This is a genomic window from bacterium (assembly GCA_035559435.1).
Classification (GTDB): domain Bacteria; phylum Zixibacteria; class MSB-5A5; order WJJR01; family WJJR01; genus JACQFV01.
In genome coordinates this window covers 23,821-43,548 of the sequence record DATMBC010000021.1, presented here as the reverse complement: position 1 = coordinate 43,548, position 19,728 = coordinate 23,821, and the positions used below count along the sequence as shown (strand labels likewise).

Here is a 19,728-nt window from a genome sequence, read left to right as displayed (position 1 = left end):
GACCGTTCGGGAATCAGGTCCCGATAATTCGGATGATGGCCGCCGGCAGCATCATAATAACTCCGTCACCAATATACATCGGCCGCGACCGCCGGGGCAACAGGCGCCAGGAGGAGACGACGTCGCCCCCAAGCGCCCTCGCCCGTCCCGTGCCCGGAGGCACGGAACGACCTCTCCCAAAGGGAGAGGTGAACGGATTGGGTGAAGTTGCCAATATCGCGGGGAGGTAATCTATTGCCTTCTCACATTCTGAGGCCCCCACGAGCCCAGAAAACTGACGTGTCCCTTGGGAGGGAGGTTCGCCTCTCCCTTTGGGAGAGGTAAACCGATTGAGTGGGATACCCACGTCTGCGCCAAGGTCTTCCGCTGGCTTCGCACGTTCTGAGACCCCCCACAAGCTCAGAAGACTGACATGTTTGCTGGTACGAAGGTTCACCTCTCCCTTAGGGTGAGGTCGTTCTGCCCGCGCCAGCGGACAGCGCGGGTGAGGGGACCTCACTCAGCCGCACATCCCCCTCGGGCTACCGGCTCCCCTTCGGCAACATCTTCAGCACCCGAGCCGGGTTGCCCACCACCACCGCCCAATCGGGGACGTCTTTGGTCACCACCGCGCCGGCGCCGACCACCGCGCCCTCGCCGATCGTCACCGGCAACAGCACCGCCCCGGTTCCGATCATTGCCTTGCGCTTGACCACGGTCTTTTCCCACTTCTCCCGCGGCAACGGCGGCATCCGGTCGTTGGTGAACATTACCCCATGCGAGATGAAGCAATCCTCCTCGATTGTGACCAACTCGCAGATGAAGGCGTGCGATTGCACCCGCGTCCGGTCGCCAATGACGGCGCCGCGCTGGATTTCCGTGAACGGTCCAATCATGCAGTCCTTGCCGATGGTGCAACCGTAGAGGTTGACCGGCGAGAAGATCTTGGCAGATGGATCAATCTTGCAGTCGACTATTTTCCAGGGGTCTTGGGGAAACATGGCGCACCTGTGCCGGTTGATGGTGACAGAGAGGCGTTTCGACCATCGATCCGCCTCGAAGCGGTCAATTAACCCGCCGCCCGGGCCGGCGCAAAGCAGATTGCGTCACTTAAGTCAGAAGGCGCAGGGCTCCCTGACGGGGACGGCGGGTCCAGTTGTCTGGCATTCAAGGAGTTATTAGGACGGGGGCGAGTTAACCATGCGTCCGTCCGGCCAGCAAGGCGCAAGCGCTTGTGAAGATTATATCATAGAGGAATTGCCGCGGCAGAATCCGATAGTTTATATTGTGTTTCTGCCCAAAAACGGGCGTAGAAGCAAATGCACGGTCGCTAAAAGGAAGAAACGCGTGTCCACCCCATCCACCGAACCACCGAAGTCCCAGCGCGTCAAGGAAGTGATTGAACGCGTTACGATCCGTTTTGCCGGCGACTCCGGCGACGGCATCCAGTTGTCGGGAAACCAATTCACGCTGGCCACCGCGATGGCCGGCAACGACCTCGGGACGCTGCCCGATTTCCCCGCCGAGATTCGCGCCCCCGCCGGCACCCTGCCCGGGGTCTCCAATTTCCAGATCAGCTTCTCGGAGAAGTCGATTCACACTCCCGGCGATGCGCCCGATGTCTTGGTGGCGATGAACCCCGCCGCGCTCAAGGTCAATCTCAAGGACCTGGCCAAGGACGGCACGATCATCGTCAACTCCGACAACTTCACCCCGGTGAACCTCAAGAAGGCGGGCTATACCAGCAACCCGCTGGAAGACGGCTCCCTGGGGTCGCGCCGGGTAATCCAGATCCCAATCAATGAGCTCAATCTCAAGGCGCTGGAATCCTCGCCGCTCTCCAAAAAAGAACGCGACAAGTGCCGCAATTTCTACGCTCTGGGCGTGATCTACTGGCTCTATGACCGTCCGCTGGAGCCGACGCTCCAATGGATCGCCGACAAGTTCGCCAAGAATCCGGCGGTGGTCGAAGCCAACCAGACCGCCCTGCGCGCCGGCTACTACTACGCCGACACCACCGAGATTTTCACGCACAGCTACACCGTGCGCAAGGCCGCCCTCCCGCCCGGCGAGTACCGCAACATCACCGGGACCGAGGCGATGGTGCTCGGGCTGGTGGCGGGAGCCACGCTGGCCGAAACGCAGCTGTTCTACGGCAGCTACCCGATCACTCCGGCCTCCGACATTCTGCACGAATTGGCGCGACACAAAAACTACGGCATCGCCACCTTCCAGGCCGAGGATGAGATTGCCGCGGTCTGCGCCGCCATCGGCGCCGCCTACGCCGGCAACATCGGCGTGACCGGCACGTCCGGACCCGGCGTCGCGCTGAAAGGCGAGGCGATCGGCCTGGCGGTGATGGCGGAATTGCCGCTTGTCATCATCAATGTCCAGCGCGCCGGCCCGTCGACCGGCATGCCGACCAAAGCCGAGCAGTCTGACCTGCTGCAAGCGGTGGTGGGACGCAATTCGGAATGCCCGGTGGCGGTCCTCGCCCCGGCCACACCCGCGGATTGCTTCAACACCGCCATCGAGGCGATCCGGATTGCGGTGAAATACATGACCCCGGTCTTTGTCCTCTCCGACGGTTTCCTGGCCAACTCGTCGGAGCCGTGGCTGTTGCCGGATATCTCCACGCTGGAAAAGATCACGATCAGCCACAAGGCAGATGTGAACGATTTCAAGCCATACCGCCGCGACCCGAAAACACTGGCGCGGCCATGGGTGATCCCCGGGATGCCCGGTTTCGAGCATCGCATCGGCGGCCTGGAAAAAGAGGATGTGACCGGCAATGTCAGTTACGACCCGCAGAATCACGAGAAGATGACCCTGACCCGCGCCGAGAAGGTGCGCCGCATCGCGCAGGACATCCCGCCGACGCAGATTGTCGGCGAGCCCTCCGGGCAACTGCTGGTCATCGGCTGGGGCTCGACCTACGGCGCCATCACCTCGGCGGTGGAAAATGTCCGCGCCAGGGGCAAGAAGGTCTCGTATGTCCACCTGCGCCACCTCTGGCCCTTCCCGTCCGACCTGGGCGAGATCATCAGGCGCTTCGAGACCGTGCTGGTCCCCGAGATGAACCTCGGCCAGCTGAAACTGCTGTTGCGCGGCGAGTATGGACTGCCGGTGATCGGTTTGCACAAGGTGCAGGGACGCCCCTTCAAAATCAGCGAAATCCAAAGCAAGATCGAGGAGTTGATCTAATGGCCACCATGACCGCCCCGGCGCCGCAGACGCCCAAGCCGACACGCAAGGATTACGAGTCCGACCAGGAGGTCCGCTGGTGTCCCGGTTGCGGGGATTACAGCATCCTCGCCCAGATGCAGCGTGTCTGCGCCGATCTGGCCATCCCGCGCGAGAAACTGGTGTTCGTCTCGGGGATCGGCTGTTCCTCGCGCTTCCCATATTACATGAACACCTACGGCTTCCACACCATCCATGGCCGCGCTCCGGCGATCGCCACCGGGGTCAAGTGCGCCAACCCCGATCTGATGGTGTGGGTGATGACCGGCGACGGCGACGGGCTCTCGATCGGCGGCAACCACATGCTGCACACCCTGCGCCGCAACGTCGATCTGAAGATCGTGCTGTTCAACAACCGCATCTATGGCCTCACCAAGGGGCAGACCTCGCCGACCTCGGAGATGGGCAAGATCACCAAGTCGACCCCGATCGGCTCGATCGAGCATCCGATCCAGCCGGTGGCCTTCGCGCTGGCCGCCGAGGCGACCTTCGTCGCCCGCGCCATCGACGGCGAGCCGCAGCACATGCAGGAGGTCCTCAAGCGCGCCGCGCAGCACAAGGGCGTGGCCTTTGTCGAGGTCTTTCAGAACTGCAACATCTTCAACGACGGCGCCTGGGAGTACCTGACCGCCAGGGAAATCCGCGACGACCGGATCATCGAACTCAGGCACGGCCAGCCGATGAAGTTCGGCAAAAACCTCGACAAGGGGCTTCGCCTGAAGGGATTCCGGCTGGAGGTGGTGCAACTCGGTCAGGGCGTCAGCGAAAGCGATCTTCTGGTCCACGATGAAACCGACGAGGATGCCTCGCTCGCCTTCCTGCTGTCGCGCGAAAACCCCGACCTGCCGGTCCCGATCGGCGTCTTCCGCAGTGTCAGCCATCCCACCTACGATGGCCTGATGAAGGCACAGATCGACGATTACACGTCCAAGCGCGGTAAAGGCGACCTCAGGAAGCTGATCCACTCCGGCCAACGTTGGACTGTCGGCGCGTAGCCGGTGTTGTCATCCGCAACTGAGAACGCCGGGCATCCTCGCCCGGCGTTTTATATTGTGTCATTAGCGGTTGGGAGGGCGAGGCTATGCCGAGCCTGCTCTTGAGATGCCCATGGGCCTCCGATGCCGCTCAATCCACCATCCCCACACCGGAAACAACCACGCCGCCAGTCCCACCCACCCGATTGCCTCGGCGCTGGGCGGCGGCGGACCGGAGATGTTGGCGATGTAGATGACCGCTGCGAAGGCCACAAACCCCCAGAACGACCAACGGCCGATCCGGTCGCGCGGCTTGATCAGGCGAGTGTAGAAAAAGACCCCGGCGAGGAAGATCATGCCCTCGATGACGACTGTCGAAGGAACCGAATTCCAGAGTCCCAGACCCGCACGCGGCCCCTCCGGGTAAAGCGGCAGGTCGGGACGGTGTGTCAGCCAGTCGAGGACCCAATGACTGACCACCAGCGCGGCAATCACCGCGCCGTCGAGTACAAGGAGCCGGCGGGCAATGCCCCTCCGGCGCAGGATCACATAGCTGCCGGCCAGGAGCATTCCCCAGCCGACGACATAGAGCAGACTGTGCGTGTACGGGTAATGCGTGAATTCCAGCGGGGTGAACGCGGTGTCACCCGGGGCGATCCGCACCTGTTCGATCCCCAAAAGCAGGAAGATCGGCCAGACCAGATCGATCCACGATGTCGCCAGGATCAAGGTCCCCAGCGAGACACGCGGCACGGCTTTCTTTGCCGCCAATGCCAAGCCGAAATGACCGATGAACATGGATCAAGCCCGTTACTTCGCGCGATGACCCGTTAGCTCCTCACGCGTGGAGCAACATCCGCGCTCCATCCATCTCTGCACGAATCATCGCCTGACAATTCTTGTGAAGCGAAACGTGAATTCAGGAGATGTCATCGATCCCCGTTCGGTCACGCTCTGTTCTTCAATAAAATCCCTGTCGTCAGCCATGAATCGACCGTCAAAGGTGACGCGGTCACCTTCGGAGAGACCTGAAAGAGCATCAAAAATCGGAGAGGATTGATCAATCAGCGTCCCGTCCGTGATATCAGACAGTGCATTGTTCCAAGTTTGAACACGGATCTTTGATCCTTCCAGCTGGATCGACACATACGCTTTGCCCTCACTATTCGTCCCCATATCCCTAAGCGTCCCTGCCCAACTGGAAACTGTCCGGTCCCCACTTAGCGCATTGGCTATCTCTCCGCGACGATTAGTCCTCAGCGCTGATTTCTTAAGTTCGTTGGGGGCGTCCTCGTATGCGTCGTAAAACGCTTCGACTGCGCTTACGAATCTGAGTTGATCAGCGGGAATAACAGCTTCGGCTTCGTGGCTAGGTTCAGGTGGATCTTGATTGCGCTCGGCGATTTGCGTGCTGCCGTCTTCTTTCGGTCCCTGTGCTTCCCTCTGCGAGTTGCTTCCTATCGCGGCCAGGAACACGAGTCCAAGCACTACTGTCAACACAAGCTTTACGCCAGTTTTCCACGGAGCTCTGACCCACATGAGTATAACACCGACGGGGTAGACAAAGACCAAGAGCACCACTTGGAGCCAAGTCTTGTCCCATACGGAGATTCGCGACTTGGTACCCACGGGCTGAGACGTGTCTTCCATCTGAATCCTCCTTTTCCTTCAGCAGAATCCATAAATCCGAAGCCGCCCACGTACCTCAGCGACCTACCTCTACTCAAAATGAGTGCATATTCCCCGCACGCTTCAAGAACTGAAAGATCACATGCCAGCCCAGCAATGTGACGATCAAGAATCCGATCCACCAGGTCTTGTCGGTCATGCCCATCGCGCCGCCGGCAAACGAGAAGGTGTGCGCGCCGATCATTGTCCAGAGGATGGTCACGCCCATGTAGCTGTTGTGCCGGGCGCGGAGCATCGCCCCGGCCATCTTCGCCGGGTCCGGCGGCGTCCCCGCCTTGATCCCCGCCACCAGTTGACGCTGCCCCGGCAACAGACGGAAGAGCGTGTTGAACGCGGTGATCGAGCCGAGCATCGCCCCGATGTGAATGTTCGCGGTGCGGTACTCGAACTTCGCCCAGAAGATCATGAGCAGCAGCGTGACGGCCAGCAGCACAAACAGCGCCGCGCCGAGCGCCTTGGGGGTTTTGCCCAGGGCGCTGTTGACCAATAGGTCATAGACCACCGGCGCGAGCAACAGCGAAAACACAATCATCGCGATCGGCCCGACATACCCGCTGGCTCCCTGCACATTGGCAAACGCCAGTTTGCCGTGGTAGAAAACCAGCATCAAAAGCAGGAGCCCGAAGATATAGGCGAGGATCGAGGAGATCTTGAACCAGAACATCGACCGCGGCAGCATCTCCGGCACCAGCCGGCGCTGAACATCGGGCTCCAGTTTCGCCAGCATCGGCATCACGACAAAACTGAAGAAGAACCCATACCCCAGCCAGATCACGCCGAAGAGCACATGCATCCAGCGAAACAACGCATCGAGAATCGGACTGACGGTCTGCATTCACATCCTCCTTGGCGCGGGATTATATCGGGGCCTCGCGACGATCGGCGCGTTTAAGATGCGATCCCCGAAGCACTTGGCAAGCAATATCGCGCCCGGCGGGCGCAATGTCAAAAGCGGATACTTTTTCTCCGCGACCGCCAAACTTTCGCTTTTCATCGCGTATGCCCATAGGCAATAGATGCGCGCGGGTGTTATGATCCATGCCCCGCGCGCCAACGCGCGATTAACGAGAGGACAACCACGTGGCCACCGAAGCCCAGATTTTACAAGCGCTGAAAACCATCATCGATCCCGATCTGCACCGCGACATCGTCTCGCTCGGCTTTGTGAAGGACATCGCCGTCTGCGAGGACCTGGTCAAGGTGACGATTGAGCTGACCACGCCCGCCTGCCCGGTCAAGGACGACATGAAGGCCCAGGCCGAGCGCGTCATCCGCGCCCTGCCCGGCGTGAGCATGGTCAACATAAAGATGACCGCGCAGGTCCGTCCGACGCTGAGCGAGATGGGCCAGGCGCTGATCCCGGGCGTGAAGAATGTCATCCCGGTCGGCTCCGGCAAAGGCGGCGTGGGCAAATCAACCGTCTCGGCCAACCTCGCGGTCGCGCTGGCGCAGACCGGCGCGAGCGTCGGGCTCATGGACGCCGACGTCTACGGCCCCAGCATCCCGACCATCCTCGGCATCACCGAGCCGCCGGTCCCCGGCGAGCGCGGGATCATCCCCGTCACCGCCTATGGCGTCAAGGTGATCTCGATGGGTTTCTTCCTCAAGCCCGACCAGGCGGTTGTCTGGCGCGGGCCGATGCTGACCAAGATGATCGAGCAGTTTCTCGGCGGGGTCGAATGGGGCGAGATCGATTATCTCGTCGTCGATCTGCCCCCCGGCACCGGCGATATCCAGCTTTCGTTGTGCCAACGCATCCCGCTCACCGGCGCGGCGATTGTCTCCACGCCGCAGGATGTCGCGCTGAAGGTCGCCGAGAAGGCGGTGATCATGTTCAATCAGTTGAAGACGCCGATCCTCGGCCTGATCGAGAACATGAGCTACTTCACCTGCTCCCACTGCAACCACCGCGAATACATCTTCGACAACGGCGGCGCCCGCCGCGCCGCCGACCGTCTCGGCGTCCCCTTCCTCGGCGAGATCCCGCTGGCCACCCGTCTGCGCGAAACGTCGGATTCCGGCGTGCCGATCGTGATCGCCGAACCCGACTCCGAATCGGCCATCGCCTTCCAGCAGATCGCGCGCAACCTCGCCGCCCAGGTGAGCATCCGCAATGCGGAGGCCGAAGCGGCCGAGCCGGTGAAAATCACGTTCTGAGACAGTTCACCAATGGCCGGACACGTAGGGGCGTATTGCATACGCCCCTTTCCGATTCCGGTGCATCCCCTGATGACCACGGAACGCCGCGAGCGTGACGCGCCCTGAAGTGACCCGTGGAGGCAGGTTCGAGATCTACCCTGGCAGGTTGCTGATAAACCCAGAATCTCGCATTGTCACCCTGAGCGGAGCGAAAGGTCTGCTTTTCCGGTACATAGATGAAAACAGCAGTTGCTTCGCATCGCTCAGCATGACATTTGCCTCTTCGCAGTCGCATCGTAGGGGCGTATTGCATACGCCCCTTCCCCACGCCGCCTCATGGCATCAAACGGGCTTGCGGCGCAGAGTGCCCCACGGCAGGAGGATGGGGCGCTTGGCGATGACCGCCTCCCTCCGCTCCGAATTCCGTATCTTACCCCCGACACATGCACTCGAACCCCACCATCCACCACACCGCCGCCGCCGCCGATGCCGGCATCCGTGTCGACCGCGTGCTGGCCGAGCGCTTCCCCGACTACTCCCGCTCGCAGATTCAGCGGGCCATTGACGGCGGCCAACTGCTCATCAACGGCGTCGTTGCGCGATCCAATTACAAGGTGGAGGAAGGCGACCAGATCACGCTCACGCTGGCGCGCGTCGCGGCGCCCGATGCCCCCGCCGAACCGGAAGACATCCCGCTGGATGTCCTCTTCGAGGACGAGCACTTGCTGGTAATTAACAAGCCCGCCGGGATGGTGGTGCATCCGGCCGCCGGGCACCGCACTGGGACTTTGCTCAACGCGCTGCTGGGACGGGGCGCCTTCGACGACGATGACGCCGAAGCCGAAAGCGACCGCCCGGGGATCGTTCACCGGCTCGACAAGGGCACTTCCGGCCTGATGGTGGTGGCGCGCACCGAACTGGCCCACCGTCGTCTGGCCGCGCAACTGAAGGACCGCGCGCTCTCGCGCATCTACTGGACCATCGCCTGGGGGCACCTGAAGAAGTCGCCGCTGGTGATCGACGCGCCCATCGGCCGCTCCCTGCGCGACCGCAAGAAGATGGCGGTCAACAACGCCGGTCGTGAGGCGAAGACCACCGTGCACCTGCGCGAACGCCACGCCCTCGCCGATTGGCTCGAAGTGCACCTATCGACCGGACGCACCCATCAGATCCGTGTGCATCTTTCGCACGTCGGCCATGCGGTGGTCGGGGATGTCGAATACGGCGGCGGACGCGACCGGATCGCGGGGGTCGATCCCCGCCGCCGCGACCTGGCCCGTAAGATGCTCGAGGCCATCGGCCGCCCCGCCCTGCACGCCCACACGCTCGCCTTCCTGCACCCGGCCTCCGGCGCGCCGCTTACCTTCTCCGCCCCGCCCCCGCCTGACTTCCAGGCGCTGTTGGACCTCTGCGCCCAGCACCCCTGAATCCGCTTGACCGCGCCGAAACCGGAACAGAAATTCTCCCCATCTAAAACGGGGCGGCAGCGCCGGCTGTGACTGTGCGCGTCAGCGCCGCGCCCGTGCTTCGCAACTTCGCAACACACACGATCGACGGGTTGTCTCGCATGCGGGTGAGGGCATGCAGATGCTGACTCCAGGGACCGCTATGACGGCCGGACCGTCCGTGGACAGGCCGCATCGAAACGATGCGCCGCGGGTGGGGAGGTGGTGTCGTTGAGTGCGTCGTAATCGCTTCGGATGTCCTTAGTCAACGTTGTTGCCCATTCACCGAACTCTGAAAGAGGACAAAGCCATGAGGCATCGCATCATCCTCCTGATCGTTGCCGCCTGTGTGCTGGCCGGATTCGCCGGCGCCGCCGCCGCCGATTACGTCATCCGCAAGGAGTTTGTGCCCGTCGATGACACGCCACGCTGGGTGGATGACGAGTTTGTGGTCGTGCTCAAACCCGCCTTCAAGTCGGGCTTCGATGTCCAGGTCGACAAGCGCGCCAACCGTGTGCGGGTCAGTGTCGCGTCAATCCAGCGACTGGTCGACGCGCACGGCGTCATTGGCATGTGGCGTCAGTTCGCCGCCGCCGCCGCGCCGGAGCTGGAAGCGTTCTACACCGTGAAACTGGCGCCGGGGCAGGATCTGGATCAGGCCGCCGCCGCCTTCGCCGCCGACCCGGCGGTCGATCATGTCGAGAAAATCGGCATCCATCCGCTCTACGCCAACTGCGCCACCGGGACACCCCGTCCCGCCAACGACACCTACTACAACAACCCACCGCCGACCTTCAACTGGCCGCAGTGGGACCTCTGGGACAGCAAGGGCATCGATGCCGAGCTGGCCTGGACGGTTGAGACCGGCGACGCCACCGTGGTGGTGGTGGCGATGGATTCGGGCGTGAAGTACACGCACAAGGACCTGGGCGGCAACAATCCCCCCGGGCCCCTCGGACAACTCCACCGACGGCAACGTCTGGGTCAATCCCTTCGAGGTCCCCGGCAATGGAATCGACGATGAAGGCAACGGCTTTGTCGATGACGTCATCGGCTACGACTTCGTGACCGGCGTGACCGGCTGCGCCTCGGGCGAGGACTGCTCGACCATCGACAACAACCCGATGGACTTCAACGGCCATGGCACGCACACCGCCGGCACGATGGCCGCGATCACCAACAACGCCCGCGCCGTGGCCGGCATCGCCGGCGGATTCGGCGATGGCACGACGGCCTCGCCCGGCAACGGCTGCAAGATCATGTGCATGCGCATCGGCTGGTCGGACGCGGCCGGCAACGGCTTCGTCCGCATGGATTTCGCTGCCCAGGCAATCAACTACGTCGTCGGCATGAAGCAGCGCGGCGTCAACGTCGCCGCCATCAACTGCTCCTGGGGCAGTTCCAACTCCGGCGGCATCGCCGCCGCCCTCGACGCGGCCATGAACAATGACATCCTCGTCGTTCACGCCGCCGGCAATTCCAACTCCAGCCTCGCCGACTATATGGGCAGCCGCACCGAAATCCTGAATGTGGCCGCCACCGACGAGGCCGGATTGCGCGCCAGCTTCTCCAACTACGGCTCCTGGGTCGACATCGCCGCGCCCGGCGTCTCAATCATCAGCACCTACCAGGTCGGCACCGACCCGATTCCGGATTATGTCGCCGTCCTCGACGGCACCTCGATGGCGGCCCCGCACTGCGTCGGCGTGGCCGGATTGCTGGAGTCCTTTAACCCCTCCCTGACCCGCGCCGACAAGTTCAGTCTGATGGTCAATAACACCTGCCCCGCCGGCAGTCCGAACATCGGCGGCATCCTCAATGCCAAAAAGGCGCTCGATGCGATCGCCCCGCCCTGCGATGTGACCGCCAACTTCACCGGAGCGCCCACGTCAGGCAATGTGCCGCTGACGGTCAATTTCACCGACGCCTCCACCGGGCCGGTGACGTCGTGGTCATGGGATTTCGGCGACGGCGGCGCCTCGACGGCGCAGAACCCGTCGCATGTCTACTCCGCCGCCGGCACCTACACCGTGTCCCTGACGGTGACAACCGCCACCTGTAACAACACCCTGACCCGCACCGATTACATAACGGTGACCGACCCGAACGCCTGGGTCACATTGTCCTCGGATGACTTCGAGGCGGGATTCGGCAGTTACACCGACGGCGGCGCCGATTGCATCCGCTACACCGGCGGCACTCATGCGCACCAGGGCGTGGCGGCCATCGACATTCAGGACAACACCGCCAGTTCCCTGTTCTCCCACACCGCCGCGTACAACGTGACCGCCTACAACACGCTGGAGGTCTCGTTCTGGTTCAAGGCCGTCAGCATGGAGAACGGCGAGGACTTCTGGGTCCAGTACTTCAACGGGTCGACCTGGGTCACGGTCGGCGATTTCAACGCCGGCACGGACTTCGTCAATAACACCTTCAACAACCGGGTGGTGACGATCTCGCGCAGTCAGCACAATTTCCCGACCAACGCACGCATTCGCTTCCGCTGCGACGCCGGCGACAACAACGACGACGTCTATATCGACGAGGTGGTCTTCCGCGCCACCACCGCCACGACACCGTCGATCAATTCCGCCCCCGCGCTGGCCTCGGCCGATCCCGTGCCGCGCGAATACGCGCTGGAGCAGAACTACCCCAATCCCTTCAACGCCGGCACCGTCATTCCTTTCACGCTGCTGGAGGGCGGCGATGTGCAGCTGGTGGTCTACGACATCCTTGGCCGCACCGTACGCCGACTGGCCGCCGGCTTCTTCCCGGAAGGATCGCACACCGTCGTATTTGACGGCCGCGACGCGGACGGTCAACCTCTGGCTTCCGGCGTCTATCTCTATCGATTGGTCGCATCCGGAAGTGTCCAGACCCGCAAGATGGTTTTGCTGAAATAGCCCCGAACAATCGCGCCGCGGGGAAGTCCGACGGACTTCCCCGCGGCTCAGTTCGCGGAGACAGCAAAGCAATCGCTATCGCGCCGCCTCGGACCGTCCGAACCGACGACACGTGGCGGGGCGCCCAACGTCAGGCTGCTGATCGTGCGGCAGGGAGGATTCTCATCATGAAGTATTTCGTCCTGGCACTACTTGTGTGTGCGTTGGTGTGCGCCGCACCGACCGTCCGGGCGGGCGAGCGCGATCCCTCCGCGGACCGACTGTTGGCGGCGGCCGAGCCCTGCCCACCGGAAACGATGTTCACCAGCGCCCAATCCGGGCCCCCGCGCCCCTGGTGCGGCGCCCAGGAATTGTGGGATCGCAAAGTCCGGCTCATGGGTTTGTCGAAGCCCGTGGCCGCCTGCCCTCAACAGGGCGCTTGCGACGATCCCGCCGTGCGCGACGCGACTCCAGTGACACCCCTCACGGTCCGCGTGATTGTCCACGTGCTGCGGAATGATGACGGCACCGACGGCGTATCGCAGGCCGTGGTCGACGCGACCATTGCCCAACTGAACGCCGACTTTGCGGCCAACGGAACCGGTCTGTCGTTTAGTCTGACCGCAACGCGATTCCACAACAACAGCGCGCTGGCCTGCATCGCCGCCTGCACGGCCGGCGATTGCGGCGCCGCGCTGGCAGATATTGACGCCATGCGCAACCTGTACGCCGAGTCCCCGACCAGCCAGTGTAACATCTACATCTCCTGCCAGGACTCGGGACCGGCCACACTCTACGGACTGGGAAACTTTCCATGGGACCCGGATGCCCTCACCGACCTCGGCGGCCTGTGGATCAATTCCGTCGTGGCCGGAGCCGATCAACACATCATTACCCACGAAATGGGTCACACGCTGGGCCTATGGCACACGCACCACGGCATCACGGAGGTGGCCACATGCGGACCCTGCTATGAGTTTGCCAGCGGATTTGAGGGGGATCGTCGCGGCGACTTCTGCGGCGACACGCCGCCGACGCCCGTCAACTACACGTGTTTTGCCCCCGGCGTTTGCGATTGCGAATACGCACAATTCGGAGCGACTCAGCCGGAGAATTACATGGGCTACGGCCCCGCCTCGTGTGTTCACTTGTTCACTGCGCAACAGTCCCGTCGCCTTCAATGCTGGACCAAAGCGGTTCTGGGCAGCTGGTACGGGGCGGCGCTGCCGGAGCTGCATGTTCATGACCAGCGCGTCATCCGCATCGCCGGCGGCGGCAATCGGTGGCGCGCCAGCGACACCATCCTGATCACCGACGCCAACCATGCCCCGGTCGCGGGCGCAGCGGTCACCGCCACTTATTCGGGTCCCAGTTCCGGCACGCTGAGCGGCCAGACCGGCGCCAACGGCCGTGTCGTGCTCACAACGCCACTCAAGAAAAATCCATCCGGCCAGTGGTGTTTTGAAGTCACCTCGGTGTCGCGTTCCGGTTACGCCTACAATTTCGGGGACAACGAAGTAACGCGTGAGTGCGAGTCCGGACCTGTCTTCGCGCTCTCAAACGATGCGGCCAACGGAAGCGCTCTCGCCGCCAAAGACGCAGGCACACAGATGAGGGCCTACCCCAATCCCTTCAACGCTAACACCACGATCGCCGTGACCCTGGCTGACGACGGTCCGCTGGTGCTGACGGTATGTGATATTCTGGGACGAACGGTTCGCCGGCTCGCGGATGGCCACTACCCACGAGGTACGTATTCGTTTGCTTTCGACGGCCGCGACGAACACGGCAACCCCCTGGCCTCGGGCGTCTACCTGTATCGACTGACCACGCCAGGCAACACCCAGACACGGAAGATGGTGCTGGTCAAATAGCCATGGGCTCCCGCTGACTGGCATGACGCCCCCTCGGCGACGAGGGGGCGTCTGTTTATGCAGGAGGTGTGGCAACCGCCTCCTGCCGTCATCCGAATTCACCGCCGCAAACCAGCAAGCCGGGATTAAGGGGCCAATAACCCCTAACGTCATCAACTCTCGTGGAAACAAGACTCGTTCACCTCCCCCCTCCGGGGGAGGTCGCTCCGCGTCAGCGGAGCGGGTGAAAGCGCACCGCCGCCAATACCCGCCCGCGGCCAGTCCCCCTCAAACACCGAAGGCGCCTTGATAAGGCTCGTCCAAATGCGTACATTGCAGGCCTGCGCGGACGCCCCTGCGTCCGCGTTTGGCGTGTTATGGACCAGAGCCGCATCCGCAACTTCTCGATCATCGCCCATATCGATCATGGGAAATCCACGCTGGCCGACCGGCTGCTGGAGGCTACCCACACCATCGATGAGCGCAAGATGCGCGAACAGGTCCTCGACAACATGGACCTGGAGCGCGAACGCGGCATCACCATCAAGTCCCACGCCATCCGCATGAACTACCGCGCCCAATCCGGTCAGGACTATGTTCTGAACCTGATCGACACACCCGGGCATGTCGACTTCAACTACGAAGTCTCGCGGGCGCTGGCCGCCTGTGACGGCGCCATTCTGGTCGTCGATGCTGCCCAGGGTATCCAGGCGCAGACCGTGGCCAATGCCTACCTCGCCATCGAGGCCGGGTTGACCATCGTCCCGGTCCTCAACAAGATCGATCTGCCCGCGGCCGATCCCGACCGCCACGCGGTCGAAGTCGCCAAACTGCTCTCCTGCGAGCCCGAGGAGGTCATCCGCGTCTCGGCCAAGACCGGACTGAACACCGACCAGTTGCTGGAGGCGGTCATCGCGCGCATCCCGCCGCCGGCCGGCGACCCCAATGCCCCCCTGCGCGCGCTGGTCTTCGATGCCGCCCACGATCTGTACCACGGCGCGGTTGTCTATGTCCGCGTGGTCGACGGATCGCTGAAAGCCGGCGATCAGATCCGCTTCTTTTCGCACCCCGATGTCCATCAGGTCGAGGAGACCGGGATCCTGCAGATGCGTCCGATCCCGCGCGAGACGCTTGCGGCCGGCGAGGTCGGCTACATCCTGGCCCACGTCAAGGACATCCACGAGGCCCGTGTCGGCGACACCGTCACCAACGCCGCCAACCCGGCCGCCGCGCCCCTGCCCGGTTTCCGCGCCATCAAACCGATGGTCTTCTCCGGCCTGTATCCGGCCGATTCGGACAAGTACTCCGATCTGCGCGTCGCCCTCGACAAACTGCGCCTCAACGACGCGTCGCTTTCTTTCCAGCCGGAGCGGTCGCTGGCGCTGGGGTTCGGGTTCCGTTGCGGTTTTCTGGGACTGTTGCATCTGGAGATCGTCAAGGAACGGCTGGCGCGCGAATTCAATCAGCCGATCGTGGCCACCGTGCCCAACGTCGAATACCAGATCCGCATGACCAACGGCGAGGTTCGCACCATCGACAACCCGGCCGACATCCCGCCGCGCGGCCAGTACGAGGCGATCGCCGAACCCTATGTGCGCGCCCACATCATCTGCCCGTCCGACGCGGTCGGCACGGTGATGACCCTGGCCACCTCCAAACGCGGCGACTACATCAACACCGAGTACATCGGCGACCGCGCCCGGTTGATCTTCGACTTCCCGCTGGCCGAGATCATCTTCGAGTTCTATGACCGGCTCAAGTCGGTCACCCGCGGCTACGGCTCGCTCGACTACGACTTCCTCGAGTACCGGGAAAACGCCCTCGACAAACTCGAAATCCGGCTGGCCGGCGAGACCGTCGACGCCCTCTCCTCGGTGGTCCATCGCGACAACGCCTACCGCATCGGCCGCAAACTCTGCGAGACGCTCAAGGAATTGATCCCCCGGCAGCAGTTCGAGGTCATCATCCAGGCCGCGATCGGCGGCGGCAAGCCGATCGCCCGCGAATCGGTCAAGCCCCTGCGCAAAGACGTCATCGCCAAACTCTACGGCGGCGATGTCACCCGAAAGCGCAAGCTGCTCGAAAAGCAAAAAGAGGGGAAGAAACGGATGAAGCGGGTCGGCAAGGTCGATGTCCCGCCCGAGGCCTTCCTCGCCGTGCTCAAAATCAGCGATTAGGGATGGGGCTTACGCCCTGGACACGGTCGGGTCGATCGTCGGGATCAGGATCCCGCCGCTGACCTCGGGCTGATAGATCACGCCCAGGTAATCTTCCAACCTGATGCCTTCGGCCGTCGCGTCGAGCGTCGCGGCGATGTGCAACCCCGCCGGGGCCGCATCTTTCTTCCGCGCGCGCAGTTGCCGGGACCGCCGTGTCGGCGTGCCGTCGGCCTCGCGCACAACGAGCACCTCCGGCGAATACAAGTCCACTGAGTCGTTCCGCATCACCATTGCCACCGAGCCGTCCGAGAGGCGCACAACCGTGCCGACCGGAAACACCCCGATCACGTTGACGAACGCCTTGAGGATGAGCGGGTCATACCATTGCCGCCCCTTGTACAACAGCCGCCGCACCGCCTCATCGGGGCTGATCGTCTCCTTCTGGTAGACGCGGCCCGATGTCATGGCGTCGTAGGCGTCGCAGACACTGATGATGCGCGAGAACAAATGCAGCGTCCGCGGACGCGTCAGCGGCGGATAGCCGGTGAGGTCCATCTTCAGGTGATGCTCGAAGGCGCCGGCCATCGAGACGCCGATCTCGCGTTCCATCGCCCGCAGACTGGCCAACGTCAGCGCGCCCAGCGTCGGATGGCGGCGAATCTGCTCCCAATCGTCCTCGTTGAATTCCGCGGGCTTAGCGATCAGTTCGCGCGGCAGTTTCACCTTGCCGATATCATGGAACAGCGCCGCGAAGCCCAGCTGCGCGAGGCGAATGCGATCCAGCCCCAGGCGCATGCCGACCGCGATCGAGTAGAGCGCCACATTGACCGAGTGGTAGTAGGTATACTCGTCGAAGTCCTTGAGCGCCGCAAACTCCATTAACACATCCTCGTCGTGCGCCACTTCGTCGATCATCAGGTGCACCACGCGTTGCACGGTGGAGGCATCGAAGGAATTGCGATCACGCACCCGCTCCCAGAACTCCTGCACCACCGCTTCCGACCGCTGGAACAGCGCCTGCGCCCGGCGACGCTTGACCACGTTGGGATCGGTCTCCGGGTCAATCTTGCGCGGGTCGAGAAAGTCGCTCGGGTCACGGGTCGCCAGCGGCTGGATCGGAATCCGCGTCAGCCCGACGGCGTTCCAGGTCTCCACCAGCGCCGCGTAAGGATCGGCGGCGCGGCGGTCGGTGGTGGCCAGCGCGAAGAGCGCCTGGTCGATCTGGCCCGACGGAGTGTCGCTGTAGATCGTCACGCCGCCCAGGCGCAGGTCGGCGAACCGCGCTGCCAGCGACCGCCCGAAGGAGAATTCGCGGTCGTAGTTAAGACGTTCCCCGTTGAAGAAGATGTAATCATTCTGATAGGTGATGGCGCAATCGGAGCCGCTGGCAAACAGCGCCCGCAGGGCCTGCGCCAGTTCCTCGCGGCGCGTCCGGAAGGCGGTGTTGTTCTCGTCATAGACCGCGGCGGCCCGCCAGGCGGCGTAGAAGGCCCGCAACGCGGTGATCGCAAGGCGATACCCCTCCGCCCGCGACAGATTGTCCGATCGCGCCGGTCCGCTCATCCCTCGTCCTCGTCGTCGGCGGCTTCCGGCGCCGCCAGTTGCTGCCGTAACGACAGAGCCGTGCGTGCGGCATCGGCCACGTCGGCGGCATGGTCCTTCACCAACGCATTCAATTCCGCCAGCGCCAGCGGGTCGGACGATGCGCCCAACGCCCGGATGGCCGCCAGACGCACCGGCTGCCAGCGCGACCGCTTGAAAAACGGCGCCCGTCGCGAGAGATTGATCAGGTGCAACGCCGCCGGTTTTCCCCCCAGGCGCGCGTAGGTCGTCAACAGCTCCCGCGTCTCGGCCGGATCGCGATCGGGCAGTTCGTCGGGATTGATCTGGGCCTTGATGTCGTCGATCGCATCCGCGCTCGGTCGCCGCCCCAGCGCCCGCAACGCCCGCTTGCGCAGATCGGCGTCGGGATCGTTGAGGAAGCCGCGCAACACGCGGTCCGCCTCCGGTCCGAGAATGCGTTTGGCCGCCCGCAGCGTCTCCAACCGCACCCTGGGGTCGGTGTGCGATGCCGACTTCTTGAGGAAACTGACGCCGCGCTCGGCGCCGATCTCACCCAGGATCATCGCCACGTTCCGCGAGACATACCAGCGCTTGTCGTAGATGAAACCGCCGATCAGATCGATCGCCTCGCGCCCATGTGCGATAAGGAAGTCGCAGACCATCATGCGCGCCGGCCTGTTCTCCAGCGTCCCCAGCATGCCGGTGATCGGCGTGATCGCCACCGGACCAAACAGCGAGAGCAAGTCGCGGATCGGCTCCAGCGGCGCCTGCGGATTGGCGTTGAGGTAGGTTGCCAGCTTGTCGAAGTGCCGCTTTTCCGCCATGCGCGTCAGCGCGGCGTTCAGTCGCTGGACCCCGCGCGGCTGCAGATCCCCCATCAATCCGCGCACTTCAATCATCAACTTGCGCGCCAGATTCCAGCGCCCCGCGGCCACCGCCTGCTCGTACTGCCGTTCGAGCACGCCCACGGCGTCATCAAAGATGCGCGTGCCCTCGTTGTTCCGGATGATCTCGATTAACACATCCAGGCCAAGACTCTCGGCCGTGTCGTCGGTGTCCGGACGGCACAGTGTCGCGAGTGCGACTTTTTCATCGGCGCTCAATGCCGTCACGTCGCCGAAGATGTCCTGGATGTGCAAATGCCGTTCACGCTGCACGCCCTGGTAGGGGCTTTCGGGCCGCGTCTGGCCGGCGGTCTCCGCGAGCGTGGGCTTGGCGAATTCCTCGTGCGGGGCGGCGATCTCCGCGTCGGTGGCCGCGAGGATGTAGGCCCCCTCGACGACACGGTCCACCGTGTAGTGCTTGATGTGCGGCAGCGAGGCTTCCCAGAGACGGTTGGCGAGGTCGACGGCGGAGTCGACAGTGGCCAGCGCTTCCGCCATGATCTGGAGGAAGCGATCGCACTCTTCGCGGGTCACGCCGGGCTCGAAACCGATCTCACGAATGCCGTCGCGGAAGAACAGATAGGCGAGATTCTCCTCGCTCCCGGCGCTGTCGTAAACCGATTCCCCTTCAAACATGAAGGCGGCGTCGGTCGCCTGGATCACAAACGGTCCGTGACCGTCCAACAGCAAGTGCAACGCGTCGAAGAATCTGCCGCGGAACTCCTCGGGAAGCGGATTGGTCGCCGGATACAGGCAGGTTGTCTTGACCGCGCGCGCCCAGAGACTGCAAAACTCCCGCAGCGAACGCACCAGGAGTTCGCCCGACTCCGGCACGGCTCCGCCGGCGCCTTCCACTGTCCCCGCCATGTTGGTCAGGTCGCGATCGGCCATCACATGTCAGATTATCGGCATCATCGG

Annotated in this window: 14 protein-coding genes; 8 read left to right on the top strand and 6 right to left on the bottom strand. The window is 63.3% G+C overall.

Going from position 1 to position 19,728, the window contains the following annotated elements:
* Positions 1–521: 521 nt before the first annotated feature.
* Complete coding sequence (locus tag VNN55_02610; protein ID HWO56438.1) at positions 522–980, bottom strand: acyltransferase; 459 nt, start codon at positions 978–980, stop codon at positions 522–524.
* Positions 981–1,326: 346 nt separating this feature from the next.
* Here VNN55_02610 and VNN55_02605 point away from each other — a divergent pair, with 346 nt between their 5' ends.
* Both VNN55_02605 and VNN55_02600 read left to right on the top strand, forming a co-directional pair.
* Positions 1,327–3,183: a 2-oxoacid:acceptor oxidoreductase subunit alpha gene (locus tag VNN55_02605; GenBank protein HWO56437.1), complete on the top strand. Its 1,857-nt coding sequence runs from the start codon at positions 1,327–1,329 to the stop codon at positions 3,181–3,183.
* The gene (locus VNN55_02600; GenBank protein ID HWO56436.1) at positions 3,183–4,217 is read left to right on the top strand and encodes a 2-oxoacid:ferredoxin oxidoreductase subunit beta; all 1,035 of its coding nucleotides are present in this window, start codon (positions 3,183–3,185) and stop codon (positions 4,215–4,217) included. Before VNN55_02605 ends, VNN55_02600 begins: the two co-directional genes overlap by 1 nt.
* An 84-nt stretch (positions 4,218–4,301) precedes the next feature.
* On the opposite strand, the gene VNN55_02595 is transcribed toward VNN55_02600, so the two are convergent.
* From VNN55_02595 to VNN55_02585, 3 genes are all read right to left on the bottom strand, one after another.
* Positions 4,302–4,994 (bottom strand): hypothetical protein, encoded by a 693-nt coding sequence (locus VNN55_02595; protein ID HWO56435.1) that lies wholly within the window; start codon positions 4,992–4,994, stop codon positions 4,302–4,304.
* Positions 4,995–5,078: 84 nt separating this feature from the next.
* Positions 5,079–5,846, bottom strand: coding sequence for a hypothetical protein (locus VNN55_02590; GenBank protein ID HWO56434.1), 768 nt, complete (start codon positions 5,844–5,846; stop codon positions 5,079–5,081).
* A 73-nt stretch (positions 5,847–5,919) separates the two neighbouring features.
* Positions 5,920–6,720, bottom strand: a complete 801-nt coding sequence (locus VNN55_02585) for a urate hydroxylase PuuD (protein HWO56433.1) — start codon at positions 6,718–6,720, stop codon at positions 5,920–5,922.
* Positions 6,721–6,965: 245 nt separating this feature from the next.
* On the opposite strand from VNN55_02585, the gene VNN55_02580 reads away from it, so the two are divergent.
* From VNN55_02580 to lepA, 6 genes are all read left to right on the top strand, one after another.
* Positions 6,966–8,042 (top strand): Mrp/NBP35 family ATP-binding protein, encoded by a 1,077-nt coding sequence (locus tag VNN55_02580; GenBank protein HWO56432.1) that lies wholly within the window; start codon positions 6,966–6,968, stop codon positions 8,040–8,042.
* A gap of 425 nt (positions 8,043–8,467) precedes the next feature.
* A complete protein-coding gene (locus VNN55_02575) occupies positions 8,468–9,451 on the top strand; it encodes an RluA family pseudouridine synthase (GenBank protein ID HWO56431.1) in 984 nt (327 codons plus the stop codon).
* A 328-nt stretch (positions 9,452–9,779) separates the two neighbouring features.
* Positions 9,780–10,493, top strand: coding sequence for a hypothetical protein (locus VNN55_02570; protein ID HWO56430.1), 714 nt, complete (start codon positions 9,780–9,782; stop codon positions 10,491–10,493).
* A gap of 40 nt (positions 10,494–10,533) precedes the next feature.
* The gene (locus VNN55_02565) at positions 10,534–12,372 is read left to right on the top strand and encodes a S8 family serine peptidase (protein ID HWO56429.1); all 1,839 of its coding nucleotides are present in this window, start codon (positions 10,534–10,536) and stop codon (positions 12,370–12,372) included.
* Positions 12,373–12,539: 167 nt separating this feature from the next.
* The gene (locus tag VNN55_02560; GenBank protein ID HWO56428.1) at positions 12,540–14,225 is read left to right on the top strand and encodes a FlgD immunoglobulin-like domain containing protein; all 1,686 of its coding nucleotides are present in this window, start codon (positions 12,540–12,542) and stop codon (positions 14,223–14,225) included.
* Positions 14,226–14,581: 356 nt separating this feature from the next.
* Complete coding sequence (lepA, locus tag VNN55_02555) at positions 14,582–16,381, top strand: translation elongation factor 4 (protein HWO56427.1); 1,800 nt, start codon at positions 14,582–14,584, stop codon at positions 16,379–16,381.
* 9 nt (positions 16,382–16,390) lie between these two features.
* On the opposite strand, the gene VNN55_02550 is transcribed toward lepA, so the two are convergent.
* Positions 16,391–17,926, bottom strand: coding sequence for an HD domain-containing phosphohydrolase (locus VNN55_02550; GenBank protein HWO56426.1), 1,536 nt, complete (start codon positions 17,924–17,926; stop codon positions 16,391–16,393).
* Positions 17,923–19,701: a HEAT repeat domain-containing protein gene (locus VNN55_02545; protein ID HWO56425.1), complete on the bottom strand. Its 1,779-nt coding sequence runs from the start codon at positions 19,699–19,701 to the stop codon at positions 17,923–17,925. The genes VNN55_02550 and VNN55_02545 overlap by 4 nt, the downstream gene beginning before the upstream one ends.
* Positions 19,702–19,728 lie beyond the last annotated feature (27 nt).